Annotated in this window: 23 protein-coding genes; 12 read left to right on the forward strand and 11 right to left on the reverse strand. The window is 64.5% G+C overall.

Translation table 11 applies throughout. From position 1 onward, the window contains the following. Positions 1–45 precede the first annotated feature (45 nt). The gene (locus IFU31_RS07995; protein WP_192102671.1) at positions 46–897 is read left to right on the forward strand and encodes a shikimate dehydrogenase; all 852 of its coding nucleotides are present in this window, start codon (positions 46–48) and stop codon (positions 895–897) included. Positions 898–1288: 391 nt separating this feature from the next. On the opposite strand, the gene IFU31_RS08000 is transcribed toward IFU31_RS07995, so the two are convergent. Next, the gene (locus IFU31_RS08000; RefSeq protein WP_122475393.1) at positions 1289–1960 is read right to left on the reverse strand and encodes a TetR/AcrR family transcriptional regulator; all 672 of its coding nucleotides are present in this window, start codon (positions 1958–1960) and stop codon (positions 1289–1291) included. 94 nt (positions 1961–2054) lie between these two features. Continuing rightward, positions 2055–3965, reverse strand: a complete 1911-nt coding sequence (gene quiC, locus IFU31_RS08005; protein ID WP_185795189.1) for a 3-dehydroshikimate dehydratase QuiC — start codon at positions 3963–3965, stop codon at positions 2055–2057. Between the two features lie 544 nt (positions 3966–4509). Here quiC and IFU31_RS08010 point away from each other — a divergent pair. After that, positions 4510–5850, forward strand: coding sequence for an MFS transporter (locus IFU31_RS08010; protein WP_192102672.1), 1341 nt, complete (start codon positions 4510–4512; stop codon positions 5848–5850). A 70-nt stretch (positions 5851–5920) separates the two neighbouring features. On the opposite strand, the gene IFU31_RS08015 is transcribed toward IFU31_RS08010, so the two are convergent. The 3 genes from IFU31_RS08015 to IFU31_RS08025 all read right to left on the reverse strand — a co-directional run bounded on the left by IFU31_RS08015 (position 5921) and on the right by IFU31_RS08025 (position 8758). Next, a complete protein-coding gene (locus tag IFU31_RS08015) occupies positions 5921–6736 on the reverse strand; it encodes a sugar phosphate isomerase/epimerase family protein (RefSeq protein ID WP_192102673.1) in 816 nt (271 codons plus the stop codon). 69 nt (positions 6737–6805) lie between these two features. After that, positions 6806–7858 (reverse strand): Gfo/Idh/MocA family oxidoreductase, encoded by a 1053-nt coding sequence (locus IFU31_RS08020; RefSeq protein ID WP_192102674.1) that lies wholly within the window; start codon positions 7856–7858, stop codon positions 6806–6808. Positions 7859–7981: 123 nt separating this feature from the next. Next, positions 7982–8758 carry an IclR family transcriptional regulator gene (locus IFU31_RS08025; RefSeq protein ID WP_192058504.1) on the reverse strand — a complete coding sequence of 259 codons (777 nt, stop codon included), beginning with the start codon at positions 8756–8758 and terminating at the stop codon, positions 7982–7984. A 143-nt stretch (positions 8759–8901) separates the two neighbouring features. Here IFU31_RS08025 and IFU31_RS08030 point away from each other — a divergent pair, with 143 nt between their 5' ends. Beyond that, complete coding sequence (locus IFU31_RS08030; protein ID WP_192102675.1) at positions 8902–10623, forward strand: FAD-dependent oxidoreductase; 1722 nt, start codon at positions 8902–8904, stop codon at positions 10621–10623. 24 nt (positions 10624–10647) lie between these two features. Continuing rightward, positions 10648–11472, forward strand: coding sequence for an aldo/keto reductase (locus tag IFU31_RS08035; RefSeq protein ID WP_192102676.1), 825 nt, complete (start codon positions 10648–10650; stop codon positions 11470–11472). Positions 11473–11598: 126 nt separating this feature from the next. Here the strand turns inward: IFU31_RS08035 and pcaG are convergent, their stop codons facing one another. Continuing rightward, positions 11599–12204 carry a protocatechuate 3,4-dioxygenase subunit alpha gene (pcaG, locus tag IFU31_RS08040; protein WP_185795182.1) on the reverse strand — a complete coding sequence of 202 codons (606 nt, stop codon included), beginning with the start codon at positions 12202–12204 and terminating at the stop codon, positions 11599–11601. 11 nt (positions 12205–12215) lie between these two features. Further along, positions 12216–12935, reverse strand: a complete 720-nt coding sequence (pcaH, locus tag IFU31_RS08045; protein ID WP_122475410.1) for a protocatechuate 3,4-dioxygenase subunit beta — start codon at positions 12933–12935, stop codon at positions 12216–12218. Between the two features lie 142 nt (positions 12936–13077). Between pcaH and ypfJ the strand changes: the two genes are divergently transcribed. Beyond that, on the forward strand, positions 13078–13965 hold the full coding sequence (ypfJ, locus tag IFU31_RS08050; protein ID WP_192102677.1) for a KPN_02809 family neutral zinc metallopeptidase: 888 nt from the start codon (positions 13078–13080) through the stop codon (positions 13963–13965). Between the two features lie 41 nt (positions 13966–14006). Here the strand turns inward: ypfJ and IFU31_RS08055 are convergent, their stop codons facing one another. From IFU31_RS08055 to IFU31_RS08070, 4 genes are all read right to left on the reverse strand, one after another. After that, positions 14007–14594: an HAD family hydrolase gene (locus IFU31_RS08055; RefSeq protein WP_192102678.1), complete on the reverse strand. Its 588-nt coding sequence runs from the start codon at positions 14592–14594 to the stop codon at positions 14007–14009. Further along, on the reverse strand, positions 14591–15460 hold the full coding sequence (gene tesB / locus IFU31_RS08060; RefSeq protein WP_122475415.1) for an acyl-CoA thioesterase II: 870 nt from the start codon (positions 15458–15460) through the stop codon (positions 14591–14593). The genes IFU31_RS08055 and tesB overlap by 4 nt, the downstream gene beginning before the upstream one ends. A 93-nt stretch (positions 15461–15553) precedes the next feature. Further along, positions 15554–16114, reverse strand: coding sequence for a GNAT family N-acetyltransferase (locus IFU31_RS08065; protein ID WP_192058497.1), 561 nt, complete (start codon positions 16112–16114; stop codon positions 15554–15556). 171 nt (positions 16115–16285) lie between these two features. After that, positions 16286–16951 carry a GntR family transcriptional regulator gene (locus IFU31_RS08070; RefSeq protein WP_122475418.1) on the reverse strand — a complete coding sequence of 222 codons (666 nt, stop codon included), beginning with the start codon at positions 16949–16951 and terminating at the stop codon, positions 16286–16288. A 254-nt stretch (positions 16952–17205) separates the two neighbouring features. Here IFU31_RS08070 and IFU31_RS08075 point away from each other — a divergent pair, with 254 nt between their 5' ends. The 7 genes from IFU31_RS08075 (at position 17206) to IFU31_RS08105 (ending at position 26040) form a co-directional block, all read left to right on the forward strand. Further along, positions 17206–18453, forward strand: a complete 1248-nt coding sequence (locus tag IFU31_RS08075; RefSeq protein ID WP_185795177.1) for an NRAMP family divalent metal transporter — start codon at positions 17206–17208, stop codon at positions 18451–18453. A 28-nt stretch (positions 18454–18481) separates the two neighbouring features. After that, positions 18482–19252 carry a LamB/YcsF family protein gene (locus IFU31_RS08080; protein ID WP_185795176.1) on the forward strand — a complete coding sequence of 257 codons (771 nt, stop codon included), beginning with the start codon at positions 18482–18484 and terminating at the stop codon, positions 19250–19252. A 5-nt stretch (positions 19253–19257) separates the two neighbouring features. Then, a complete protein-coding gene (locus tag IFU31_RS08085) occupies positions 19258–20055 on the forward strand; it encodes a putative hydro-lyase (RefSeq protein WP_197975864.1) in 798 nt (265 codons plus the stop codon). Between the two features lie 9 nt (positions 20056–20064). Continuing rightward, complete coding sequence (locus IFU31_RS08090) at positions 20065–21684, forward strand: 5-oxoprolinase/urea amidolyase family protein (protein WP_192102679.1); 1620 nt, start codon at positions 20065–20067, stop codon at positions 21682–21684. Then, on the forward strand, positions 21681–23420 hold the full coding sequence (locus IFU31_RS08095) for an acetyl/propionyl/methylcrotonyl-CoA carboxylase subunit alpha (protein WP_122475433.1): 1740 nt from the start codon (positions 21681–21683) through the stop codon (positions 23418–23420). Before IFU31_RS08090 ends, IFU31_RS08095 begins: the two co-directional genes overlap by 4 nt. Before the next feature lie 140 nt (positions 23421–23560). Beyond that, positions 23561–24475, forward strand: a complete 915-nt coding sequence (locus tag IFU31_RS08100) for a lysine exporter LysO family protein (protein ID WP_192102680.1) — start codon at positions 23561–23563, stop codon at positions 24473–24475. A gap of 338 nt (positions 24476–24813) precedes the next feature. Beyond that, positions 24814–26040: a TIGR03862 family flavoprotein gene (locus IFU31_RS08105; RefSeq protein WP_192102681.1), complete on the forward strand. Its 1227-nt coding sequence runs from the start codon at positions 24814–24816 to the stop codon at positions 26038–26040. Position 26041: the final 1 nt, after the last annotated feature.

Raw genomic sequence — 26041 nt, forward strand, 5'->3', positions numbered from 1 at the left:
TACAATTTATCTCCATTAAACAAACAATAACAATGGAGTCACTCGATGAGCGGCAATAACGTCCTGGCAGGCCTGATCGGCGCCGGTATCCAGCAGTCCCGTACCCCGGCCATGCACGAGCGCGAAGGCGCCGCGCAGGGCTTGGGTTATGTCTACCGATTGATCGATCTGGATGCGCTGAAGCTCGACAACGGCGCCCTCGAAGAATTGCTCACTGCCGCTCAGCGCATGAGCTTTACCGGCTTGAACATCACCTTCCCTGCCAAGCAGGCGATCATTCCCCTGCTCGATGAGCTGTCGCCGGAAGCGGCCGGGATCGGCGCGGTGAATACCGTGGTGCTCAAGGATGGCAAACGGGTGGGCCACAACACCGACTGCCTGGGTTTCGCCGAAGGTTTTCGCCGCGGCATGCAGGGTGCCAAGCGCGACCGCGTGGTGCAGATGGGCGCCGGTGGCGCCGGTGCGGCGGTGGCCCATGCGTTGCTGCTCGAGGGTGTGGGGCAACTGAGCATTTTCGATGTCGAGCCGGCACGGGCGCAGTCCTTGGCGGACAACCTCAATCAGCATTTCCCGGAGCAGCCGGCGCGGGTGGGCAGTGACCTGCTGGCGGCCTTGTCCGAGGCCGACGGCCTGGTCAATACCACGCCGATGGGCATGGCCAAGCTGCCGGGAATGCCTGTGCCCAAGGCGGCCTTGCACCCGGGGTTGTGGGTGGCCGAAATCGTCTATTTTCCCCTTGAAACCGAACTGCTGCGCGAAGCCCGCGCCTTGGGTTGCCGCACGCTGGACGGTGGCACCATGGCGGTGTTCCAGGCAGTGAAGGCCTTCGAGCTGTTCAGCGGCCGGCAAGCCGACGCCGAACGCATGATGGCGCATTTCGCCGAAATGAACGGATAAGTCAAAACCCCGATCACGACCCCTGTAGCAGCGGCGCGAGCCGCGTCGGCGGTCAATGCGGTGTATCAGGCGCAACGCGGTGCAGCCGGACGCGGCTTGCGCCGCTGCTACAGGGGATCGCGGGGTCCGTAGCAGCGGCGCGAGCCGCGTCGGCGGTGGGTGCGGTGTGTCAGGCGCAACGCGGTGCGGCCGGACGCGGCTTGCGCCGCTGCTACAGGGGATCGCGGTGTCTGTAGCAGCGGCGCGAGCCGCGTCGGCGGCCAAGACGGTGTGTCAGGCGGATGCGGTGCGGCCGGACGCGGCTTGCGCCGCTGCTGCAGGGGATCGCGGTGTCTGTAGCAGCGGCGCGAGCCGCGTCGGCGGCCAGGGTGGTGTGTCAGGTGGAATGCGGCTACGGGGCCTGGATGAAGCGCAGGAGCGATTCGCAGAGCATTTCGCGGTGGTGCAGCTTCAACGTGGCTTCGTTGAAATCGACCTGGAACAACTCGCCGAAGGTGTGCTTGTTGGACACTCGGTAGAAGCAGAACGAGCTGATCAGCAAATGCACGTCCATGGCATCCAGACCCGGACGAAACACGCCCTGCTCGGTACCGCGCCGCAGCAGGTCGGCCAACGCCAGCAGCACGGTCTTGTTCAACTCGCGAATGCTCGTGGACTTCTTGACGTACTCGCCCTTGTGCATGTTTTCGTTGCACACGATACGCACGAAATCCTCGTTGCGATCATGGTGATCGAAGCTGAACTCCACCAGCCGCCGGATGCCTTCCACCGGCGTCAGCTCGTCCAGATGCAACTTCGCTTCGGTGCCGCGAATATCACCATAGAGTTTTTCCAGCACCTCCAGGTAAAGCTGCTCCTTGCTGCTGAAATAGTAATAGATCATGCGCTTGGAGGTGTGCGTACGCTCGGCGATGGCATCCACGCGCGCGCCCGCCAGGCCCTGCTCGACGAACTCGGTGATGGCGGCCTGCAGGATGTTCTCGCGGGTCTTCTCGGGGTTGTTCTTGCGGGGCTTGCGAGGAACGTCGGTCGATTGCGCGTCCGCCTCTGAGATCGTAGTCATGCTGGGCTCACGGCCGTCGTTGGTCAGCGGCCATTATGCGGCGCGCCGCGCGCCCATGGAAAGCCCGCAGCACACCTGCGCTGCGGGCACGCCTTCACAGCTTGGCGTGACGGATGCCACCGGCGCGCGCCTTGGCCATGGCCGACAGCCGCACGGCGACGTTGGCCGCGCCATAGCCGGCATAGCCACCACGACGCTGCAGCACCTCGAAGAAGAAACGCTCTTCGAACGGCTCCGTGTACACGTGGAACAGCTCGCCACCGTTGGCGTCACGGTCGTACAGCACGTTGTAGTACGCCAGCTCGCTGAGGAACTCATCGTCGAAATCGAACCGCGCGCCCAGGTCGTCGTAATAGTTGAGCGGGATGTCCAGCAGTGCCACCCCTGCCTCCTTGGCTTTGCTCACGGCCGCGAAAATGTCGTCGCAGTCGAAGGCGATGTGATGCACGCCCGAGCCGCGATAAGTCGACAGCGCATGGGAGATCGCCGTGTTGCGGTTTTCCGAGATGTTCAGCGGCAGGCGGATCGAGCTGCACTGGCTGCGCACCGCACGACTTTTCACCAGGCCGTAGGGGTCGGGCAGCACCACCTCGTCGTCGGCCTTGAAGTCCAGCACGGTCTTGTAGAACAGCACCCAGCTGTCGAGGGTGTCCGGCGGTATGGCCATGGCCATGTGGTCGATGGACTTGAGCATGCCGGGTGTCGCCGCGGGCGCACTGAGGCTGAAATCGGACTCGTAGATGGTCGGCCCGTCGCTGGCGTCGTCCACCAGGTAGATCAGGCTGCCATCCAGGGCGCGCACGGCGGCCAGCTGGCGCTCGTTGGGGCCGACCAGACCGCGGAAAGGCTGGGCCTTGTAGGCCACGGCGCGCTCCAGCGCCTTGGCGCTGTCCTTGACCCGCAACGCCGTGGCGCACAGTGAAGGGCCGTGGGATTCGAAGAAGTTGTGGGCGAAGGAGTACGGTTCGGCGTTGAGGATCAGGTTGATATCGCCTTGGCGCAGCAGGCTGACGTTCTTGGAACGGTGTTGACCGGCCTTGGCGAAGCCCAGTTGCTGCAGCCAGTGGCTGAGCTTGGCGCCCAGGCTTTCGTCCACGGCGAACTCGAGAAACTCGATGCCCTGGTATTCATCCGCAGCCGGGGGCGCGAAGAGAATATCCAGGTTGGGCACCGGCGTAGCCTCCTGCTCCAGCAGCTTGCGGGTCTTTTCCTCGAGGTACAGCAGCGAGCGCAAACCGTCGGCCGCGTTGGCCCGAGGCGGTGCGGCACGGAAACCGTCGTTGAAGATTTCCAGAGACAACGGCCCGGTGTAGCCGGTCTTGATGATCGGCGCGAGAAAGCCCGGGAGGTCGAACTCGCCCTGCCCGGGGAAGCAGCGGAAATGTCGGCTCCACTCCAGCACGTCCATGGCCAGAATGGGCGCATCGGCCATCTGCACGAAGAAGATCTTGTCGCCCGGAATATCGGCAATCGCACGCGGATCGCCCTTGAGCGACAGCGTGTGAAAGCTGTCGAGCAACACGCCCAGTGCCTTGTGGTCGGCCTGGCGAACGATGTCCCAGACCTGCTGGTAGGTGTTGACGTGGCGGCCCCAGGCCAGGGCTTCGTAGCCGATGCGCAGGCCACGCTTGTCGGCGCGCTCGGCCAATTGGCGCAGGTCGTCGACGAGAATCTGCTGTTCGCCCAGGGAGTCGGCAGCGGTATTGCTGCATACCAGCACCAGGTCGGTACCCAGTTCCTGCATCAAGTCGAACTTGTGCTCGGCGCGGTCGAAGTTGCGCGCCATGCGCGAACGGTTGCCGCCTTCGAAGTCACGGAACGGCTGGAACAGGGTGATGGCGATGCCCAGGTCGGCGCACATCTGCCGAACTTCCCGGGGGCTGCCGTCGTAGTACAGCAGGTCGTTTTCGAAGATTTCCACACCATCGAAACCGGCGGCGGCAATGGCTTCGAGTTTTTCCGGCAGGGTACCGCTCAGGGACACAGTGGCGATCGAACGCTGCATGGCACGCTCCAATGACTGCTCGAGGGCTTACGGGGAGGCCTCGAAACGAGCCTTTTTCTGCAGTTCTGCCGTGCCCTTGCAAGCAGGCAAAACCGTGATGAAAGAAGTGGTTGTATCAGCCTGCTACTCTACCCGAGCACGTACCAACCAGTTAGTTTTGCGTGCGATTATCGACCAATTACCGCATGGGTCGATTGATTCGCCGGGGCCGTGTGCCCACCATCGTTCCCGACAGTGAAGCTGGTCGATGCACATTTTGCCAATCGACCGAGCGCGGACCGTCAGCAACGCCGGTCAACACCCCATAAGAATTTCAAGAACCCAGGTAATCGCTCATGCACACCCCTATCTGCTCCTGCGCCGTGTCCGTACCCGCCCCCGGTTGCGTCGAAGACTACCAAGACGCACCTGTCTGACCCCACCGAGCGCACCCCTGACGGCGACGTCTCTGATACCGTGCACGCCGCTGTATCGGACTGCGCCGCGCTCAGTCGAAGTTCGGCGGTGGCTCCTGCCCACCGCGCCTGTACGGAAGGCCCCAACCATGACACAACCCCACAGCTCCGCCCTGCCCCGCGCCCAACAGGCGCCCGATGCCAAAGTCGGTTTCCGGGACATGGTCAAAGCCGGCGCCGCGGTCGGCAAGACTCGCTGGGGCATGCTCGCCCTGGTGTTCTTCGCGACCACCCTGAACTACATCGACCGCGCCGCGCTGGGCGTGATGCAGCCGATCCTGGCCAAGGAAATGAACTGGACGGCGATGGACTACGCCAACATCAATTTCTGGTTTCAGGTGGGCTATGCCATCGGCTTCCTGCTGCAGGGCCGGTTGATCGACAGGATCGGCGTCAAGCGCGTGTTCTTCTGCGCGGTGCTGCTCTGGAGCCTGGCCACCGGCGCCCATGGCCTGGCCACTTCGGCGGTGGGCTTCATGGTCTGCCGGTTCATTCTCGGGCTCACCGAGGCGGCCAACTACCCGGCCTGCGTGAAGACCACCCGGCTGTGGTTCCCGGCCAAGGAGCGCGCGGTGGCCACCGGCATCTTCAATGCCGGCACCAACGTGGGCGCCCTGCTGACGCCGATGATGCTGCCGCTGATCCTCAGCGTCTGGGGCTGGCAGGCGGCGTTTCTCACCATCGCCCTGCTGGGCCTGGCCTGGGCGGTGTTCTGGGGCCTGAAGTACTTCGACCCGGACCAGCACCCCCGGGTCAAGGCCAGCGAACTGGAATACATTCAGGATCAGGAAGCGCCTGAACAAGCGGGCGTGCCGTTCTGGAAGATCATGACCATGCGCGGCACCTGGGCCTTCGCCGGGGCGTTCATGATGACGGCCCCGGTGTTCTGGTTCTACCTGTACTGGCTGCCGCCGTTCCTCAACCAACAATACCAGTTGGGCATCAACGTCACCCAGATGGGCATTCCGTTGATCATCATCTACCTGAGTGCCGATGTCGGCAGCGTAGGCGGTGGCGTGCTGTCGTCGTTCCTGATCGGCCGCGGCATGCAGCCGGTGAAGGCGCGGCTGTTGTCGATGCTGGTGTTTGCTCTAGCGATCATCAGCGTGGTGTTCGCCGCTGGCGCGGCCAACCTGTGGGTAGCCGTCGCGGCGATTTCGCTGGCCATTGCCGCGCACCAGGCGTGGACGGCCAACATCTGGAGCGTGGTGATGGACTACACGCCCAAGCACATGATGAGCACGGTGTTCGGCTTCGGCGGCATGTGCGCGGCGGTGGGCGGGATGTTCATGACCCAGGTGGTGGGCTACATCCTGACGGTGACCAACAACAACTACACGGTGTTGTTCACGATCATTCCGGCGATGTATTTCATTGCCCTGGTGTGGCTGTACCTGATGGCACCGCGCAAGGTGCCGCAGGGGGGTTGAGCCAGGCGCGGATTTGCGGTGGAGCTCTTCGCGGGCAGAGCCCGCTCCCACAGAGGCCGGTGACCCCACCCTAGATCCCAGCCAATAACACCTGGGTTTTCTCGAGGGCCGTCCGCGCTCTTTCATAAGCGCTCACACCCTGTTCCAGCAGGCGCGCCGTGGGTATCTCCAGGCTCAATGGCACATCGTCAGGCAGTGCCCGCAGCAGGCCGACCAGGTCGCAATCACCGTCTCCGGGAAAACGTCGTTCCTGGCGCGCCTGGCGCAGTATCTCCGCCATGTCATCGGGACGCGGGCCCGCCACGTCGCACAGCTGGGCATAACGCAAGCGGTGCGCTGGCAGGCTGCGCAGGTCTTCGAGTCGCGAGTTGGAGCGGTCGAAATGAAAGGCATCGACCAGGATGCAGGCATTGTCGCGACCGGCCTTGTCGAGCATGACCATCGCGCTGGCCAGGTCCGGGCAGTCGGTCCAAGGCATGAATTCCAGGTGCGGATGGATGCCATAGGGCCGCGCCAGGTCGCACAGCTGGGCCAGATTGTCGCTGGCCCTTTGCAGGTCTGGATCATTACCCGCCACCAGCAACTCGCTCGCGCCGAACTCGGCGCCCAAGGCCAGGTGAGCTTCGAACTCCGCCACGCGGGTAAACGGCTTGAGCCGCAGGATTTCGATGTCCAGCACCTTGATGCCGGTGTCACGCAACCGTGCGGCAGTCTGGCGTTGTAATGCCTTGTCGCGCAGCAAAGGATAATGGTGCTCTTCGGCGGTAGCCGGCTCGGTACGCAGGCCGACGTGGCTGTAGCCGGCGCGGGCAGCGACTTCGACCATCTCGGGGGGCGACAGCTCGAGCACGGTCAATGCGGCCAGGGACAGGATGCGGTGAGTCATGGGCGGCTCCTTGGGGCGTGAAAGGGACGACGGTGGCCAGGGCACGAGGATGTCAGCCAAGCAACCGGGCTAGCCCAAGGCGCGTGGCGCACAGGCGCATCCGCTACGCATCGCTTCGCCGATGGCGTCGACCAACGCCAGGGTGCGCGCGGCATCCGCTGCGCTCACCAGTGGCTCGGCGCGCCCATGCGCGACCTCGACGAAATGCTCCAGCTGCACGCGCAGCGCCTCTGCGGAATCAAAGGTTTCCTGCACCTGCAGCAACGGCTCATGCCAACCCGCACCCGGTTCAGCGTAATGCCAGCGCCTGAGTTGCGGCACGCTCAGCGCACCGGCAGTGCCAGCCAGCAGGTAGCACGGCTGATCGGCCTGGCGGGGATAGACCGGGTTCTCGCCCGAGCCGAGCTCCCAACTCCAGGGCGCAGCCACACCGTCGGAACCGGTCAAGGTGCCCAGCGCACCGTTTTCGAACTGCAGCAACACGGCCAGACTGTCTTCGTTGCCGAAGCCGCGAATGCCATTGCTGCCGAAAGCCTGCACCTGGCGGACTTCGCCGCACAGGTAGCGCAGCAGGTCGAGGTCATGAATCAGGTTGGTCAGCAGCATTCCTGCCCCTGGTTCGCGACGCCAGGCGATGTCGAAGTAACTGTCGGGCTTCTGCAGCTGCCACAGCGCCGTCACCGTGGTCAGACGGCCGAGCACGCCGCTTTGCACGACGTGCCGGGCTCGGCTGATCATCGGGTTGTGCCGCCGGTGATGGCCGACCAGGACCGGTACGCCGCTGGCGGCGCTGGCAGCCACCAGCGCGGCCACTTCGTCCAGATCGATCCCGACCGGTTTTTCCAACAGCACGGGCACACCGGCTGCCAGGCAATCGAGTGCCGTGCGCACATGCTGAGCATTGGGGTTGGCCACGATGACGGCTGCGGGCGCTACCTGCGCCAGCATCTGCCGATGATCGGTGAAATGCGGGACCGCGCATTCAGCGGCAAAGGCCTCAGCGTCAGGGCCGGGGTCGGCGATGGCGCAGAGTTGGGCTGCGTGCATCTCGTGCAGGTGCTGGTAATGCTGCCGGCCCATAGTGCCGGCACCGATCAGGGCAATTCGCAGGGGGACGGTCACGATGAAGTCCTTTGTTTATTATTCTCTCCACTTATTTAGAACCGAGTTCCGAAATATTTCAAGTCAAGGATAACGGATTGGCCAGGAATCGGTGGACCAAGACCACACCGCTGGTTCCAGCGCTCAGCTGAACAGCTCCGACGCCAGGCTGACCTGAGACAGCTCCTGTGCCGCAGCCAACAGCCCATTGGCCAATTCGTGCATGCGTGTCTCGGACAGTCGCGCGCTGGGCCCGGCCACACTCAGTACGCCCACCACATGGCCGTCCCGCGGATGCCGTATCACCGCCGCCAGCGCCGAGGTGCCCAATGCCGAACTCTCGACGACCCAGGCATAGCCGGCCTCGCGGGCCAGGCGCAGACGCTCCAGCAGATCGGCATTGGACCGCGGCGCATTGGGCCCGAAGTCTTCACCAGCGGTAATCCCCTGCTGCTCCACCAACGCCAGTGCCTTGGCATCACTGAGCGAAGCCAGCCAGGCATGCCCTGAAGCGGTGTAGAACAAAGGCGCATCACGCCCCATTTCCGGGTCGTAGCGCAGGCCGGAACGAGCGCCCTGGGATTTGGCGATCCACGTCTGACGGTCGCCCTCGACCACGCCCAGCCGGACCAGCTCACCGGTTGCCTGGGCCAGGCGATCGAGAATCGGCTGGACGATATCGGCGCCGCTGCCGGCCAGGTATTGAAAACCCAGCGCCACCAACTTGGTCGACAAGTGATAGCGCAGGGTTTCCGCGCTCTGCCGTACATAGCCCAGTCGGGCCAACTCGGTGAGCATGCGGTGAGCCGCGCTTTTGGGCATTCCCAGCTGTTCGGCAAGGGCTTGCAAGGCTTGGCCGCGTGGTTCGTTGGCAAGGCTTTCAAGCACGCTGAACGCCCGTTCGATCTGACTGCCGGCCATGGTGAGGCTCTCGTGAAGTTGGAACGCGATGAAAAATTCCGCTGATTCTACACTTGGCGATTCGGGCGGCAATCCATAGAATGTGGAACTCGGTTCCATAAAATTACAATTCATCGGACGTGTATACCTCGGAGATTCATCCAATGCAGGGGCCTGACAGCGAAACGAAGAGCGTGGATTGCGACGTGCTGGTCATTGGCTCCGGCGCTGCTGGTCTGGCCACCGCAGTGACCGCCGCCTACCACGGGCTGCGTGTGATCGTGGTCGAAAAGGACAGCACCTTTGGCGGCGCAACCGCCTGGTCCGGCGGCTGGATGTGGGTGCCACGCAATCCGCTGGCGCGCCGCGCCGGCATTGACGAAGATCCGGGGTTGCCGCGCACCTACCTGCAACATGAGTTGGGTGAGCACTTCGATCCGGCACGCATCGATGCCTTTCTCGAGGCGGCCCCGCACATGGTGGCGTTTTTCGAGAAACACACCAGCCTGCAGTTCGCCGATGGCAATGCCATCGCCGATATCCACGGCGATACACCGGGGGCCGGCACCGGTGGCCGTTCGGTGATCGCGGCCCCCTATGACGCACGCCAACTGGACAAGCCGTTGCTCAAGCGACTGCGCAGAACGATGCGCGAAACCTCCTTCCTGGGCATGCCGATCATGGCCGGCGCCGACCTGACCGCCTTTCTGACCCTGACCCGCTCGTGGCGCTCGCTGCTGCACGTGAGCCGGCGCGTGGCTCGACATATGCTGGACCTGGCCCGGCACGGCCGCGCCATGCAGCTGTGCAACGGGGTGGCACTGGTCGCACGCCTGGCCAAGTCGGCCGATGATCTGGGCGTTCTGCTGTGGGAGTCCGCGCCTGTCCGGCGCCTGTCGAAGGAAGGCTCACGCGTCTGCGGCGCCGTGATCGAGACTGCCGAGGGCGAAGTGGTGATCAAGGCGCGCAAGGCCGTGATGCTGGCCACCGGTGGCTTCGCTCATGATATCGACCGACGCCGGGCACTGTTCCCGCGAACGCCCAGCGGCCACGAACACCTGGCTCTGCCGCCGCTGGGCGTAAACGGCGATGGCCTGCGCCTGGGCGAGACCGCCGGTGGCGAGGTAGCCGCCGGATTGGCCTCGGCCGCAGCCTGGTGCCCGGTGTCTCGAGTGCCCTACCGCGACGGCAGCATCGGCCACTTCCCGCACATCATCGAGCGCGCGAAGCCGGGCATCATTGCCGTGCTGGCCAACGGCAAGCGTTTCGTCAACGAAGCCGACGGCTACTATGACTACGTGAAAGCCATGGTAGCCCATGCCCCCGGCGAGGAAGTTGCCTCATGGCTGATCTGCAGTCACACCTTCCAGCGCCGCTACGGGCTGGGCATCTCACGGCCGTTTCCGCTACCGCTCAAGCCGCACATCGACAGCGGCTATCTCAAGGTGGGCGACACGCTGGAGGCGCTGGCCGCTCTATGCGGCATCGACCCGAACGGGCTGCGATCTACCGTAGACCACTTCAACGAGCACGCGCACCTAGGCCGAGACCCGCAGTTCGGCCGCGGCGGCAGCGCCTACCATCGCAAGCAGGGCGATGCGCTGCACCGGCCCAACCCGTGCGTGGCGCCGATCGAACAGGGGCCTTTCTATGCGGTCAAGGTTGAAGCGGGCAGCTTCGGCACCTTCGCCGGGCTCAAGACCAACGCACAGGCGCAGGTGCTCGACAAGCAAGGCCTGCCGATTGCCGGGCTGTACGCCGCGGGTAGCGACATGGCCAGCATCATGGGCGGCCACTACCCGGCCGGGGGTATCAACCTGGGCCCTGCCGCCACCTTCGGCTATATCGCCGCCCGACACATGGCCGGGGCCACCCATCACGAATGACCGCCAGCGGAACAGGAGACCGACATGCAACTCATCACCAACGCGCAGCACCTGAAGATGCCGAAACTGGGGCTTGGCACGTGGCCAATGCTCGGCGACGAATGCACCACAGCTGTGATTCAAGCCCTGGACCTGGGTTACCGACATATCGACACGGCTGCTGGCTACAACAACGAGGCCGCGGTGGGCCGTGCCTTGACCGAGTCCGGCGTGCCACGCGGGGACATTCATGTCACCAGCAAGGTCTGGTGGGACAAGCTGGCGCCCGACGCCATGCGCGAATCGTTCCAGAACACCCTGAGCGCGCTGCAAAGCGACTACATCGACCTGTTCCTGATCCACTGGCCCGGCCAGGAGGGCTGGGATGTGAAAGCGGCCATCGACACCCTGGTGTCGTTCAAGCAGGACGGCCGTGCGCTGAACATCGGTGTGGCGAACTTTCCCCTGCCGCTGCTGCGCCATGTCATGGAGGAGTTGAACGCCCCGTTGGCGGCGATCCAGGTTGAATACCATGTGACCCTGGGCCAGAACGCCCTGCTCGACTACGCCCGCAAACATGACATGGCGCTGACCGCCTACAGCCCGTTGGTGCGCAACCAGGTGTCGCAGATTCCCGAGCTGCAGCAGATCGCCAGCAAGCACGGCGTGCTACCGACTCAGGTGGCACTCAAGTGGCTGCTGGATCAGGACAATGTCGCCGCGATCCCGAAAGCGGCCAGCAAGGCCAACCAGCAAAGCAACCTGGATGCGTTGAAGGTGCAGTTGGACGATGAAGATCGCCGGATCATTGCGGCGTTGCCCAAGGATCAGCGGTTGGTGAGCCCGGATTTTGCGCCGAAGTGGGATTGAGGTAGGGCTTTGAATCGCGGTGCTCCCATTCGCGGGCAGAGCCCGCTCCCACAGATTGCCCAGAGGTCACATGGGAGACCTGTGGGAGCGGGCTCTGCCCGCGAATGAAGGCACCGCAGTATCCGATCAGAAATCGAAAAACACTGTCTCCCCTTCCCCCTGAATGCGCATATCGAAACGGTAGGCGAGCTTGCCGTCCACCTCGCAGCGCGTTGCAATCAGGGTTTCCCGACGCGCGGGTTGTTCGATCAGATTCAACACCGGATCCTTGCCGTTGGCTTCCGCCTCGTCGCTGAAATACAGCCGCGTGTGCAGGTGAATGTTCACCCCGCGGGCGAACAGACTGATGTTGATGTGCGGCGCCATCGGTACGCCAGCGGCGTTGTTCACCACGCCCGGCTTGATCGTCTGCACGGTCCATTCGCCGGCATCGAACGTGGTGGCGGTACGGCCAAAGCTGTTGAAGGGTTGTTCCTGGTCGAAATCGATGTGGTAGTGGCCCTGATCATCGGCCTGCCACAGTTCCAGGAACGAGTCGCGCACCAGATGGCCATTGCCGTCGTAGACATTGCCCAACAGCAAGATGTGCTCACCCGGTGCTTCGGGCTTGGCCATCTGGTTCCAGATTTCATGCTCGCGCGGCTCGATGCCGGCGGCCGCCAGGGCCAGGCCGATGTGAACGTAGGGGCCAGCCGTTTGTGACGGGGTTTCTTTAAGCAGTTCGATAGGCATGTCGATTCCCCTCAACGGTTTTCGAAGTGAGTCTTGCGCTGACCGCGCAGCACGATGTCGAAACGGTAGGCCAGGCAATCCATGGGATTGGCGTTGGCCATGTCCAGCCTGGCGATCAGGCTCTGCACCGCCTCGGGGTCGTTGATCGACTTGACGATGGGGCACATCGGGATCAACGGGTCGCCTTCGAAATACAGCTGGGTGATCAACTTGGTGGCGATCGACGGGCCGCTCACCGAGAAATGTACGTGGGCCGGGCGCCAGTCGTTCGGCCCGTTGCGCCATGGGTACGGGCCCGGCTTGATGGTACGGAAACTGTAGTAGCCCTCGCTGTCGGTCAACGTGCGACCGACGCCGCCGAAGTTGGGGTCCAGGGGCGCCAGGTAGCGGTCGTTCTTGTGCCGGTAGCGGCCACCGGCGTTGGCTTGCCACATTTCCACCAGGGTATTGGCAATCGGTTTGCCGAATTGGTCGCAGACGCGCCCGGCGAGAATGATCCGCTCACCGATCGGCAAGCCACCATGGTTGTAGTTGAGCAGCAGGTCGTTGTCGAACTCGCCGAACTTGAGGTGGGCGAAATTAGGGCCGGTGCTTTCACTGGCCGACTGCGGAATGCTCACCAAGGCCTGACGCGGCGAGCGCATGGTCGAGGTCTTGTAGTCCGGCGTCAGCGCCTTGGGGTGCCAGTTGCGATCACGGATGATGAAGCGACTGCTGTCTTGGGAAGACATGCCGTTCTCCTGTTATTCGATTTATAGAGGACCTGTTTTCAGGCTTCGTACTAGTCTCAAGGAAATGGCCGACAACGAATATTGAAAAACACGGTCACAGGCATACCCGAATGGTTATGCATGAATCGAGTGAGGATTTGCCATGTTATGGAAGAAAGGCCGACGCAGCGATAACGTCGTGGATGCCCGCGGTGATGGTAGCGGCAGTGGCGGCGGCGGAATGCGCATGGGCGGCAAGGGCCTGAGCCTGACCGCCGTGGTGCTGATCGTCGGCTTCGGCCTGCTGACCGGGCAGGACCCCATGCAGATCCTCGGTGAACTGACCGGCCAGGGTCAGCAGGCCGCGCCGGTCGACACCAGCCAGCGCAAGGCGCCACCGGCCAACGACGAGCAGGCCGAATTCGTCAGCACGGTACTGGGCGATACCGAGGACACCTGGAAGCAGATCTTCCAGCAAGGCGGCCAGACCTACAAGGAACCCAAGCTGGTGCTGTTCAGCGGCCAGGTGCAGTCGGCCTGTGGCCACGCGACGGCAGCCAGCGGACCGTTCTATTGCCCGGCCGACCAGCAGGTGTATCTGGACATGGCGTTCTTCCGCGAAATGTCCCAGCGTTTCGGCGCCGCCGGTGATTTCGCCCAGGCCTACGTGATCGCTCACGAGGTGGGTCACCACGTGCAGACCTTGCTGGGTGTGTCGGATCAGGTGCAGAAAGCGCGTCAGGGTGGCCAGCGCATGGAAGGTGCCAATGGCTTGCTGGTGCGTCAGGAACTGCAGGCCGATTGCTTCGCCGGGGTCTGGGCGTTCAATGGGCAGAAGCGCTTGAACTGGCTGGAGCCGGGTGACATCGAAGAAGCCTTGAACGCCGCCAATGCCATCGGCGACGATCGTCTGCAGCAGCAGGGCCAAGGGCGGGTAGTGCCCGATTCGTTCACCCACGGCACTTCGGCTCAGCGCGTACGCTGGTTCAAGGCCGGCTTCGCCCAGGGCCAGATCGCCCAGTGCGACACGTTTGCGGCCAAGAGCCTCTGAATGGTTTGCCCACCACCACCTGCCCAGCAGGTGTGGCGGGTTCAGATCAGTTCGCGCAGGTGTGTGCAGTCCAGCGCATGCCAGTCCGCCAGCTCCGGCCAGAGGTTTTCTGGCTGGTTGACCAGCACCGTGGCGGTGCCCGCCGCCCGACCTGCCAGCAGGTCCATTCGATGATCCCCCACCATGACCATCTCCGGCTGGCGTACCCCCCAGGCGTCGGCCAGGTGCAATAGCCCGGCCGGGTCGGGCTTGTGCGCAGCTTCGTCGCGGCCCAGCACATCGTCGGCCTGAAAGCAGTCGGCGATGCCGATCGCCTGCAGGCTGATGTGTGCCAGTTCGCGCGCGTTGCGCGTGAGGATGCCCAGGCGATGGCCACGGTCGGCCAGTTCGCGGACCAGTTCCACCGCGCCCGGTGCTGCCGTCGACGCTACGGCCAATGCGCGCTCGTGTTCCAGCAACCAGGCATGCTTGGCATGTGATTCTTCGGCCGGCAAGGTGGCCAGGTGGTCGAGGATGTCGGCCTCCTGCGGAATCTCCAGATGACGGCGGATGGCGGCGAAGTCGTGCACGGCCACCGTCAGCGTGCCGTCCAGGTCGAACACCCAATGGCGAACCCGCGCCAGACTCATGACCAGTCCTGCCGATGGCGGATCAGACCTTCCTGGGCCGACGAGGCCACCAACTGGCCGGCGCGGTTGTACACGCTGCCGCGGGCGAAGCCACGTGCGTTGCCCGCCCAGGGGCTGTCCAGGGCATACAACAGCCAGTCGTCGGCGACCAGGTTGCCGTGGAACCACAGCGAGTGATCGAGGCTGGCGATCTGCATGTCACGGTGCCACACCGACTTGCCGTGAGGCAGCAGCGAGGTGGTCAACAGGTTGAAGTCCGAGGCATAGGCCATGACGTACTTGTGCAAGGCCGGGGTCTGGGCGAGTGCGCCGTCGGCGCGAAACCAGATGTATTTGATCGGGTCGGTCGGCGTGGGGTTGTACGGGTCGCGCTCGGCCACCGGGCGCATCTCGATGGGTTTGCCGCACAGCAGTTTGTCGCGCATGTGCGCAGGGATCAGATGGGCCACCTGCTGCATCAGCTCAAGCTCGGTGGGCAGGTTTTCCGGGCCGACCACCTCGGGCATCACACTCTGGTGGGCAAAGCCTTCTTCGTCGTACTGGAACGAGGTGGTGCCGGTAAAGATCGGCTGGCCCTTCTGCACGGCGGTCACCCGGCGCGTGCTGAAACTGCCGCCGTCACGCACTCGGTCGACCATGTACACCACCGGCAGCTGGGCGTCGCCGGGGCGCAGGAAGTAGCCATGCAGCGAATGCACGTGGCGATCGGGCTCCACCGTCTGGCTGGCGGCCGACAACGACTGGCCCAGCACCTGGCCACCGAACAGCTGGCGAAAGCCCAGGTCCTGGCTGCGGCCGCGGAACAGGTTTTCTTCTATGGGTTCCAGGCTCAGCAGCTCGACCAGATCGTCCAACACATGGCTCATTCAAAACTCCTCGGCATAGGCAACACCCACATAGGCAGAACCAAATGGGCGCAATGATAGCGGACACTTGTACTGCGGACACCTGTGGGAGCGCTAGCGGGTGTGCTGCCACTGATCCTGGGTGATGCGGTACAGCATGTGCCGCTGCAATTCATGCCCGGGCAGGTTCGGGTGGTCGAAGTCGCCCTCGTGGTCGCGCAACATGCCGATCGATTGCATCACCTTTTCCGACGACACATTGGCCACCGCCGTGAACGCCACCACCTCATCCAGCCCCAAGCGATCGAAGGCGCAAGCCAGGCAGGTCCAGGCCGCTTCACTGGCGAAACCCAACCCCCAATGCTCATAGGCCAGACGCCAGCCAACCTCGGTAGCCGGGGCAAAAGGCGCATCGAAACCTACCTGGCCCAGCCCGGCGAAGCCGATGAACTGCCCACTGTCCTTGCGCTCCAGCGCCCACAGGCCATAGCCCAATTCGGCAAAGTGACCGCGCACACGACCGATGACCGCTGCGCTCTGCAGCCGTCCCAAGGTTTCGGGAAAATAACGCATGACCCGCGGATCGGCGCACATGTCGGCAAACGCGGGCAGATCGCTGTCCCGCCACTGACGCAAGATCAGTCGCGCACTTTCAAGTTGGAGGATCCCGCTCATTGCTGATTCCTTGTCGATACCCGCCCGCCCCGACCCGATTCGGCCTGGCAAGCACCTTCCCGCTCATTTCGAACGCGAGGTGGCAAGGGAGTTTTCACGGCAAGACCAACGGCGCATGCAGGCATGTCGAGCAGCCATTTCGACCGGACGCGTTTCGCTCGGCCTGGCGGGCTAGCGCCGGGTACTGCGCTCCCAGGCGGCCAGCACCGTACGCTCCGAACGCACCAGATAGGCCTCGAGCAACTGCGTGGCCTCTTGCGCACGCCCCTCTTCCAGGCAATGCAGAATGCAACCGTTCATGTCCAGGTAGGGCATGTGCAGGAACCGCGGATCGTCGAGCAAGCCGAAGGCCAGCCGCAATTGCGCCGATATCTGCGCATAGAACGCCTCCAGGCGCGGGCTGTCGGCCAGTTCGACGACCGCCTGGTGGAACATCATGTTGGCCGTACCCACGGCCTTCCAGTCCTTGGCCTCGCCCGCCTGCTTGCCCATGGCAACCGCTTCGCGCATGCGCACGGTGCCTGGGTGCAGCGGATAGCCTTGGGCAAGGGCCTGGCACTCGATGAAGCGGCGTACCCGGTAGATGTCGATGATCGACGCCATGTCCGGCACCGCCACGGTCACGCCGCGGTTTGGCTCGTGTTTGAGCAAGCCTTCACGGGTCAGGCCTCTGAAGGCCTCGCGCAGGGTGTTGCGCGAGATCTGCAGGGTTTCCGCCAGGGCGGCCTCGGACAGGCGCTGGCCAGGGACCAGTTCACCTTCCACCAGCATCCGGCGAATCTCCTGGGTAATGGATTCACCCAGGGAACGAGGCGCAGAAAGTGAGAGGTCGGTCATGTACGGTCCAGGGTCGGAAAAGTCGATTCGATGTTCACCCACTGCCAGATCTCAGGCAAGGCGAATGGCACTTCTGTGCATCATTAAGTAACAGCGCTCCTTGCAAGCGTTACAAACTGGTGCACATTGTGGGTTACTGTAAAACGTATTGTTGAACAATCCAAAGCATACAGATCAACACCTTCCGCTGGATTGGCAGGCTCTGGCATGTTCATTGCTCTGGCCCTGTCATCTCCCATCGCAGGAACGATGCCGTGACACAGACAGCCGCGACACAGACCGCCAAGGATTTCACCAAGGCGCGTCGCTCTTCCCTGATCGCCGCGATCTTCATGATGGCGACCTCGGCCATCGGCCCGGGCTTCATCACTCAGACCGCCACGTTCACGGCAAAAATGGGCGCGGCGTTCGCGTTCGGCATCCTGGCGTCGATTCTCATCGACTTCGTGGTCCAGTTGAACATCTGGCGCATCGTCACGCTGACGCGCATGCGCGCGGCCGACATCGCCAACAAGGCGATTCCAGGCAGCGGCTACTTGCTGGCCGTACTGGTCATCTTCGGCGGTGTGGTGTTCAACGTCGGCAACATCGCCGGTGCAGGCCTGGGCCTGAATGCACTGATGGGGCTGGATCCGAAATGGGGGGGCGCCTTGAGTGCGCTGATGGCCATCGGCATTTTCCTGTCTCGCCGTGCAGGCCTGGCCGTGGACCGAATGATTGTGGTGCTGGGCCTGGTGATGATTGGCATGACGCTGTTCGTCGCCTTCGCTTCCAACCCGCCGCTGGGTCAGGCGTTGTACCAAACCATCCTGCCGGAAACCGTGGATTTCGCCATCATCACCACCATCGTCGGTGGCACGGTGGGGGGCTACATCACCTACGCCGGCGCCCATCGCCTGCTCGATCGCGGCACCACCGGGATCGAGAATCTACAGGCGGTGAACAAGGCGGCTTTGAGCGGCATCCTGGTCACCGGCCTCATGCGCTACATCCTGTTCCTCGCCATTCTTGGCGTGGTAGCCAGTGGCGTGGTCATCGACATTTCGGGTCAGGGCGCAAATCCGGCGGCGCAGGCCTTCCAGGCCACCGCAGGCGAGTTCGGCCTGCGCATCTTCGGACTGATTCTCTGGGCGGCCGCCATCACCAGTGTGATCGGTGCGGCCTATACCTCCATCTCCTTCATCACTGTTTTTTCGCCCACTATCAGCGAAAAGGCACGCAACCGTGCCACCACCGTGTTCATTGCCGTGTCGCTGCTGATCTATGTCCTGATGGGCACGGCGCCTGCCGCGCTGCTGCTCTTTGCGGGTGGTTTCAATGGCTTGATCCTGCCTATCGGTTTGAGCATCTTCATCTACGTGGGCTGGCGCCGGTCCGACCTGATGGGCGGCTACCATTACCCTCGCTGGCTGCTGGTGCTGGGCCTGCTGACGTGCCTGCTGACCTGGTACATGGCGATCAAATCGGTCGGGCCGATCTTTGCCTTCCTCAAGGTCGTATGAGCCAGAACAATTACAAGGAATCTCTACAATGCCAAGCATCGATATCAACAGCGACCTGGGTGAAAGCTTCGGCGCCTGGAGCATGGGCGACGACGATGCCATGCTCGACATCGTCACCAGCGCCAACGTTGCCTGCGGCTTCCACGCCGGCGATCCGGCCGGCATCCTGCGCACTCTCAAGGCTGCCGCGGCCCGGCAGGTCAGCATTGGCGCCCATGTGTCCTACCCGGACAAGGTCGGCTTCGGCCGCCGCAACATGGATGTGGCCAGCGACGAGCTGACCGCCGACGTGATCTACCAGATCGGCGCCCTGCAGGGCCTGGCCCAGGCCGCCGGCACCCGCGTCAGCTACGTGAAGCCCCATGGCGCTTTGTACAACACCATCGCCCACGACCGCCGTCAGGCGCTGGCGGTGATCGCCGCGATCCGCGCCGTCGACTCGCGCCTGGTGCTGGTGGCTCTGGCCGGCTCGAGCCTGATCGAACTGGCACGTGAGCAAGGCCTGACCTGCATTGCCGAGGCCTTCGCCGACCGCGCCTACACCCCAGAGGGCACGCTGGTTTCACGGCGCGAGCCGGGCGCGGTGCTGCACGATCCGCAACTCATCGCCCAGCGCATGCTGCGCCTGGTCGAAGACGGCACCCTGGAAGCGATCGACGGCAGCATCACGCGCATCCAGGCCGACTCGATCTGCGTGCACGGCGACAGCCCGGCCGCCGTGGCCATGGCCCGTGAGCTGCGCCGGGTAATGGAGCAGGCGAACATGCGCCTGCAAGCGTTTGCCGGAGACCGACCGTGAGCGCCCTGAAGCTCGCCGCCCGGCGCGCTGTCGACGCCGCCCGCGCAGCGCGCGCGGGCTACCGTGGTGGTCTGGTTGCACCTTCTGCCGGGATCGCGCCGGGCATGACCCAGGCCAACCTGATCGCCCTGCCCCGCGACTGGGCCTATGACTTCCTGCTGTACGCGCAGCGCAATCCGAAAGCCTGCCCCATCCTCGACGTCACCGATGCGGGCAGCCCGCACACCGTACTGGCAGAAGGCGCCGACCTGCGCACCGATCTGCCGCTGTACCGGGTCTGGCGCAACGGCCAGTTGGCCGAAGAGATCAGCGACGCCCGCCCCGCCTGGGCCGAGCACGACGACATGGTGACCTTTCTCATTGGCTGCAGCTTTACCTTCGAAACCGCGCTGCAGGAAGCCGGTATCGAAGTCCGGCACATCGCCGACGGCAGCAATGTGCCGATGTACCTGAGCAACCGTGCCTGCCGCCCCGCCGGGCGACTGCGCGGTGACATGGTGGTGTCCATGCGCCCTATCCGCGCCGACCGGGTGGCCGAAGCCTGCACCATCACCGCCCGCTATCCCTCGGTGCATGGCGCGCCGGTGCACGTCGGTGATCCAGCGCTGCTGGGCATCGCCGACCTGGCCCATCCCGACTTCGGCGAAGCCGTGCGCATCGAACCGGGCGAGGTGCCGGTGTTCTGGGCCTGTGGCGTCACGCCCCAGGCGGCGGTCATGGCGTCGGGCGTGCCGTTCGCCATCACCCATTCGCCGGGCCATATGTTCATCACCGACGTGCCTGACAGCACGTACCACGTCTAGGAGATTGCCGTGCGTTTTCTACCGGTCAACCTGGACACCCTGCTGGTCGAGCTGAGCGACCTGGAGCAGACCCTGGCCCTGTTGGACGCCTTGAGCGCCGAGCCGCTGTTGGGGGTGGAAGAGATCATCCCGGCCGCGCGGACGCTGCTGATCCAGTTCCGCCCCAGCGCCATCACCCGCCAGGCGCTGGTCGACCACGTCGCCCGTCAGGACCTGGGCCAACGCCGGGCCGCCGAGCAGCGCCGGGTGGAAATTCCCGTGCACTACAACGGCGAAGACCTCGACGAGGTCGCCGCGCTGCTGCAGATCAGCCGCGACGAAGTGATCCGCCGCCATACCGCCGAGGACTACAGCGTGGCGTTCTGCGGCTTTGCGCCAGGCTTCGGCTACCTGACCGGCGGCGCCGGGTTCCAGGTGCCGCGCCGGCAGACGCCGCGCACGCGCATTCCGGCCGGTGCCGTGGCGCTGGCCGGCGAATTCAGTGGTATCTACCCCAAGGCCAGCCCCGGTGGCTGGCAGATCATCGGCGTCACGCCCTTGCAGATGTGGGACCTGGAGCGCACTGAACCGGCTCTGTTGCGCCCCGGCTACAAGGTACGTTTCATCGATGCCGGGCCGCTGCCTGTAGGTGGCTTGCCGGTGCCCAGCCAGCCCGCTGCGGCCCTGCCACCGAGCGGCGCGTACCTGCAGATCCTCAGCCCCGGCCTGCACAGTGTGCTGCAGGACACCGGCCGCATTGGCCAGACCGGCCAGGGCGTGTCCCGCTCCGGTGCGCTGGACCTGGGCGCGTTGCGGGCCGCCAACCGCGCCGTCGGCAACCGCTCGGACATGGCCTGCGTGGAAACCGTGCTCGGCGGCCTGCGCTTCGTCTGCCACGGCCACGCCGTGATCGCCGTCACCGGCGCGCAAACCCCGGTTACCCTGACCAGCGTCAGTGGCCTGCAATGGCCTGTGGACAACTATCGACCCCTCGAACTGGTACCGGGTGACACGGTCACCGTGGGTACGCCCAGCGCCGGGCTGCGCAGCTACCTGGCGATCCGCGGCGGCTTCGACGTGGCGCCGGTGCTCGGCAGCCTGTCGACCGACACCCTGGCCCAGGTCGGCCCGCCCGCCCTGGCTGCGGGAGACCAGTTGGGGTTCACCCCGCCCAAGGGCGGCACCAGCGTGTCGCTGAGCGAAGCCCCGGCGTTCGCCCTGCCCAAGACGGCCGACATCGTCACCCTGGATGTGCTGATGGGGCCACGCAGTGACTGGTTCACCACCGACGCCATCGAGCGCTTGAGCAGCCAGCTCTGGCAGGTCACCCCGCAATCCAACCGCGTCGGCATCCGCCTGGCCGGTGAAACGCCGCTTACGCGCAGCAACCCCCAGGAGCTGCCCAGCGAAGGCACCGCCGTGGGCGCGATCCAGGTGCCGGCCAGCGGCCAGCCCGTATTGTTCCTGGCCGACCACCCGCTGACCGGCGGCTACCCGGTCATCGCCGTGGTCGCCAGCTACCACCTCGACCTGGCAGGGCAGATACCGGTCAATGCACGGATCCGCTTCAACCCGGTGGCCGCCTTCGAAGAAATCCAGCCCACCGCGCCCGCCCCTTCTTCCTCTGCCGATGTGGAAAGACTTCCATGAAAAAACTCCTGATTGCCAACCGCGGCGAGATCGCCGTGCGCATCGCCCGTGCCTGCCGCGACCATGGCGTGCAATGCGTGGCGGTGTACGCCGATGCCGATATCGACGCCCTGCATGTTCGCCACGCCGATGAAGCCTACGGGCTCGATGGCCAGCGGCCTGCCGAAACCTACCTGAACATCGGGAAACTCCTGGAGGTGGCCCGGCGCAGTGGCGCCGACGCCGTACATCCGGGCTATGGCTTTCTCTCGGAGCGAGCCGATTTCGCCCGCGCGGTCATCGACGCGGGGCTGATCTGGGTCGGCCCCAATCCCGAGACCATCGACGTGCTCGGCGACAAGGTAGAGGCGCGCAAGATCGCCCAGGCCGTGGGCGCGCCTCTGGTTGCCGGTACGCCGGGGCCGGTGGCAAGCGCCGACGAGGTGCTGGCCTTTGCCGAACAGCACGGTCTGCCCATCGCCATCAAGGCCGCATTCGGGGGTGGTGGGCGCGGCATGAAGGTCGCCTGGCGCCTGGACGAGGTGGCTGAGCTGTTCGCCTCGGCGGTGCGCGAGGCAGAGGCCGCCTTCGGCCGTGGCGAATGCTACGTGGAACAGTTTCTCGACCGGCCCCGGCACATCGAAGCGCAGATACTGGCCGACAAGCATGGCCAGGTGGTGGTGGTGGGCACGCGCGACTGCTCCCTGCAGCGCCGCAACCAGAAGCTGGTGGAAGAAGCGCCCGCGCCGTTCATCACCGAACAGCAGCGCGAGCGTATTCATCAATCGGCCCGCGACATCTGCGTCAAGGCCGGTTATGTCGGCGCCGGCACGGTCGAATTCCTGCTCAGCCAGGATGGCACCCTGTCGTTCCTGGAGGTCAACACGCGCCTGCAGGTCGAACACCCGGTCACCGAAGAGACCACCGGCGTGGACCTGGTGATCGAGCAACTGCGCATCGCCGACGGCTTGCCGCTGTCGTTCGATGAAACCCCGGCGCCGCGCGGTCACAGTTTCGAATTTCGCATCAATGCCGAGGATCCGGGCAAGGGCTTTCTGCCCACTCCCGGCCAGATCGACGAGTTCATGCCACCGTTCGGCCCAGGCGTGCGCCTGGACAGCGGTGTGACCAGCGGGTCGAGCGTGCCCAGCCACTTCGATTCGATGATGGCCAAGCTGATCGTCACCGGCGCCACCCGTGAGCAGGCGATTGCCCGCGCCCGGCGCGCCCTGGCCGAGTTCCGCATCGAGGGGATCGCCTCGGTGCTGCCGTTCCACCGCGCCGTGATGGATCACCCGGACTTCACCGGCAGCGACGGTTTTGCCGTGCACACGCGCTGGATCGAAACCGACTTCGCCGAGACCATCAGCCTTGCGCCGCGGGCCGCACCCGTGGCCGACACGGACATTCTGCGCACCTTCGTTGAGATCGATGGCAAGCGCCACGCCCTCGGCCTGCCAAGCGCGCTGTTGCGTGGCATGAGCCTGAATGCGCCGGCCGCGGCCCCACCGCACGCAACGGCCGCTGCAGACGTGGATCCCCAGGCCTTGCTCACCCCGGTGGCGGGTAACCTGCACACTTGGGTAGTGGAAGACGGTGCGACGGTGTCCAGCGGCCAGGTAGTGGCAGTGGTCGAAGCGATGAAGATGGAAAGCTCGGTGCTGGCCCCGTGTGCAGGCCGTGTACGCATCGGCCAGCAGGCCGGTGACTACTTCGAGGCAGGCGCCGTGATCGGTCGTATCCAGGCCGACGACTGACCCATGGCAGCAGGCGGCACCGGGTCATGGCCCAGGTGCCGTTACCTGGAAAAAGCCCAGCCGAACGCGCTGCGCATCTGGAATAATGCCGGCCTTCGTCACCCGCACCACTCCATGGATTTTGCACAAGGCCTGCAACAATGCTTTCGATCGTCGCTTCACTCCTGCCCATTCTGCTGGCGCTGGCCGGCGGCTGGCTGCTGGCAATTTTCATCAGCCCCGCACTGCGCAAGCGGCTGGTGAAGCTGATCACCCCATTCATCTGGCTGCTGCTGTTTTCGATCGGCTACGAATTCGGCAATGTCTTGGGCGCCTTGAACTCGGCACGCGAATCGGCGCTCACCGCGCTGGTCTTCGCCCTGCTCACCACCGCCGTGCCCTGGTTGATGCTGTCGTGGGGCACCGCTGCTGCAGTGGCCCACCCAGCGTCGGCGCGTCAGGGGCTGGCGGGCATTGTCCCACCGCTCAAGGAGTGTCTGATCGCGCTGCTCGCCCTGGCGCTGGGCGTCGGCATGTATCACCTGTGGGGCGCGGCCGACGGCTCGGGTTTCGCCTGGCCTTCGACCAGCTACTTCCTCTATGTACTGATCGTGCTGGTTGGGCTGGACCTCTACGGAGTCCGGCCCGACCCGTCGTGGTACTCGCTGCGCACGCTGAAGATTCCCGCGATGGTGGTGATCGGCTCGCTGCTGGGCGGCCTGCTCGCGGCGTGGGCCACCGGCCAGCCACTGGCCATTTCCATGGCGCTGTCCAGTGGCTTTGGCTGGTTCACCTTGTCCGGCGTGCTGGTGGGCCACCATGCCGGTGAAGCCTTCGGCGCCATGGCCCTGCTGACCGATCTGTTCCGCGAGATCCTCGCCATCGGTCTACTCTACAGCCTGGGCGCGCGGCGTCCGCTGCAATGCATCGCTGCAGGCGGTGCCACATCCCTGGACTCGACCTTGCCGATCATCAAGCAGAAGTGCCCGCCACAATTGCTCCCGGTGGCCCTGGTCAGCGGTTTTCTGCTGACGGTGGTCGGGCCCTTGTTGATGGTGTTCTTCCTGACCGTATAAGTTATGCACACCGGCGCAGCGGTGGATAAGTTACGCACAATCGCTGTGCAACTGCCTGTGGATAATCTGCGCATAAGCGCCTGGCGTGCCGTACAGGCGGGGGTATGAGCGAAGCGGTCATTTTTTGATCAGTGCTGTCGAGCGGTTTTGCACGCGCACGCGCCAGTTACCCACATCCGCTGTGCAACCGCATGTGGATAACCTGCGCAAAACAGGCTGCAGGCCTTGCGCTGTGGGGCTTTCAGTGATGTGATCACATTTTGATCAGCGCCGCCTGTGGATACAGGAGCGGAACGAGCCGTGTAGAATTCTCGTTCTTTCCCTGTCGATCCGCTTACATGCACTCTTCCTCCCCTCGCGTCGCCGTGATCGGCGGCGGCCCAGCAGGCCTGATGGCCGCCGAAGTGCTGAGCCTTGCCGGCGTGGCCGTCGACGTCTACGACGGCATGCCCTCGGTGGGCCGCAAATTCCTCCTGGCAGGCGTCGGCGGCATGAACATCACCCATTCCGAGCCCTACCCGGCTTTCGTTTCGCGGTATGCGGAACGTGCGCAGGACGTTCGAGCATGGCTGGACCCATTCGATGGGCAACGGCTGCGCGAATGGATTCATGGCCTGGGTATCGACACCTTCGTCGGCACCTCCGGGCGGGTGTTCCCCGCCGACATGAAGGCCGCACCGTTGCTGCGGGCCTGGCTCAAGCGCCTGCGCGAGTCCGGCGTGGTTATCCACACCCGCCACCGCTGGCTGGGCTGGAACGCCGACGGCAGCTTGCGCATCGCCAATCCACAAGGCGAGTTGGCCATACCTGCGCATGCCACGGTGTTGGCGTTGGGTGGCGCCAGTTGGGCGCGGCTGGGTTCCGACGGCGCCTGGGTGCCGTGGCTGCATGATCGCGGTGTACCGATCAAGCCGCTGCAACCCTCCAACTGCGGCTTCGAAGTGCCGGGCTGGAGCGCGCTGCTGCTGGAGAAGTTCGCCGGCGCACCGTTGAAGAACGTTGCCCTCGGGCTGGCTGGCGAGCCCTCGCGCAGGGGTGAATTCGTGCTGACCGAAACGGGGGTGGAAGGCAGTTTGGTGTATGCACTGTCAGCCGGGATTCGCGAGGCGATCAACCGCACAGGCAAAGCGACCCTGCATCTGGACCTGCTGCCGGACCGTCCTGTGGATAAGGTTCGGGCCGCGTTGCACAAGCCGCGGGGCTCTAAAAGCATGGCCCGGCACCTGCAGGGGCAACTGGGCCTGGAAGGAGTGAAGGCCGGCCTCCTGCGGGAGCTGACCGATGCGCAAGCCTTTGCCGACCTCGATGCGCTGACCTTGGCGATCAAGGCCCTGCCGCTGACACTGGTGCGCGCGCGGCCGCTGGACGAGGCCATCAGCACGGCGGGCGGTGTGGACTTGCAAGGGCTGGATCGGCACCTGATGCTCAACGCTGTGCCAGGCACCTTCTGCGCGGGTGAAATGCTGGACTGGGAAGCGCCTACCGGCGGCTATCTGCTGACAGCCTGTTTCGCCAGCGGGCGGCGCGCGGCGGATGGCGTGCTGGAGTGGCTGGCTCGGGGGTGAT

The organism is Pseudomonas sp. CFBP 13602, from assembly GCF_014842725.1.
Taxonomy (GTDB): Bacteria; Pseudomonadota; Gammaproteobacteria; order Pseudomonadales; family Pseudomonadaceae; genus Aquipseudomonas; species Aquipseudomonas baltica.

Bases quoted from the DNA above. Each gene is read 5' to 3' on its own strand.
- IFU31_RS08100 (WP_192102680.1), top strand. From the start codon at position 23,561: ATGCTTTCGATCGTCGCTTCACTCCTGCCCATTCTGCTGGCGCTGGCC.
- tesB (WP_122475415.1), bottom strand. From the start codon at position 15,460: ATGAGCCATGTGTTGGACGATCTGGTCGAGCTGCTGAGCCTGGAACCC.
- IFU31_RS08000 (WP_122475393.1), bottom strand. From the start codon at position 1,960: ATGACTACGATCTCAGAGGCGGACGCGCAATCGACCGACGTTCCTCGC.
- IFU31_RS08015 (WP_192102673.1), bottom strand. From the start codon at position 6,736: ATGACTCACCGCATCCTGTCCCTGGCCGCATTGACCGTGCTCGAGCTG.
- IFU31_RS08035 (WP_192102676.1), top strand. From the start codon at position 10,648: ATGCAACTCATCACCAACGCGCAGCACCTGAAGATGCCGAAACTGGGG.
- ypfJ (WP_192102677.1), top strand. From the start codon at position 13,078: ATGTTATGGAAGAAAGGCCGACGCAGCGATAACGTCGTGGATGCCCGC.
- IFU31_RS08025 (WP_192058504.1), bottom strand. From the start codon at position 8,758: ATGGCCGGCAGTCAGATCGAACGGGCGTTCAGCGTGCTTGAAAGCCTT.
- quiC (WP_185795189.1), bottom strand. From the start codon at position 3,965: ATGCAGCGTTCGATCGCCACTGTGTCCCTGAGCGGTACCCTGCCGGAA.
- IFU31_RS08080 (WP_185795176.1), top strand. From the start codon at position 18,482: ATGCCAAGCATCGATATCAACAGCGACCTGGGTGAAAGCTTCGGCGCC.
- IFU31_RS08070 (WP_122475418.1), bottom strand. From the start codon at position 16,951: ATGACCGACCTCTCACTTTCTGCGCCTCGTTCCCTGGGTGAATCCATT.
- pcaH (WP_122475410.1), bottom strand. From the start codon at position 12,935: ATGTCTTCCCAAGACAGCAGTCGCTTCATCATCCGTGATCGCAACTGG.
- IFU31_RS08065 (WP_192058497.1), bottom strand. From the start codon at position 16,114: ATGAGCGGGATCCTCCAACTTGAAAGTGCGCGACTGATCTTGCGTCAG.
- IFU31_RS08105 (WP_192102681.1), top strand. From the start codon at position 24,814: ATGCACTCTTCCTCCCCTCGCGTCGCCGTGATCGGCGGCGGCCCAGCA.
- IFU31_RS07995 (WP_192102671.1), top strand. From the start codon at position 46: ATGAGCGGCAATAACGTCCTGGCAGGCCTGATCGGCGCCGGTATCCAG.
- IFU31_RS08055 (WP_192102678.1), bottom strand. From the start codon at position 14,594: ATGAGTCTGGCGCGGGTTCGCCATTGGGTGTTCGACCTGGACGGCACG.
- IFU31_RS08010 (WP_192102672.1), top strand. From the start codon at position 4,510: ATGACACAACCCCACAGCTCCGCCCTGCCCCGCGCCCAACAGGCGCCC.
- pcaG (WP_185795182.1), bottom strand. From the start codon at position 12,204: ATGCCTATCGAACTGCTTAAAGAAACCCCGTCACAAACGGCTGGCCCC.
- IFU31_RS08030 (WP_192102675.1), top strand. From the start codon at position 8,902: ATGCAGGGGCCTGACAGCGAAACGAAGAGCGTGGATTGCGACGTGCTG.
- IFU31_RS08095 (WP_122475433.1), top strand. From the start codon at position 21,681: ATGAAAAAACTCCTGATTGCCAACCGCGGCGAGATCGCCGTGCGCATC.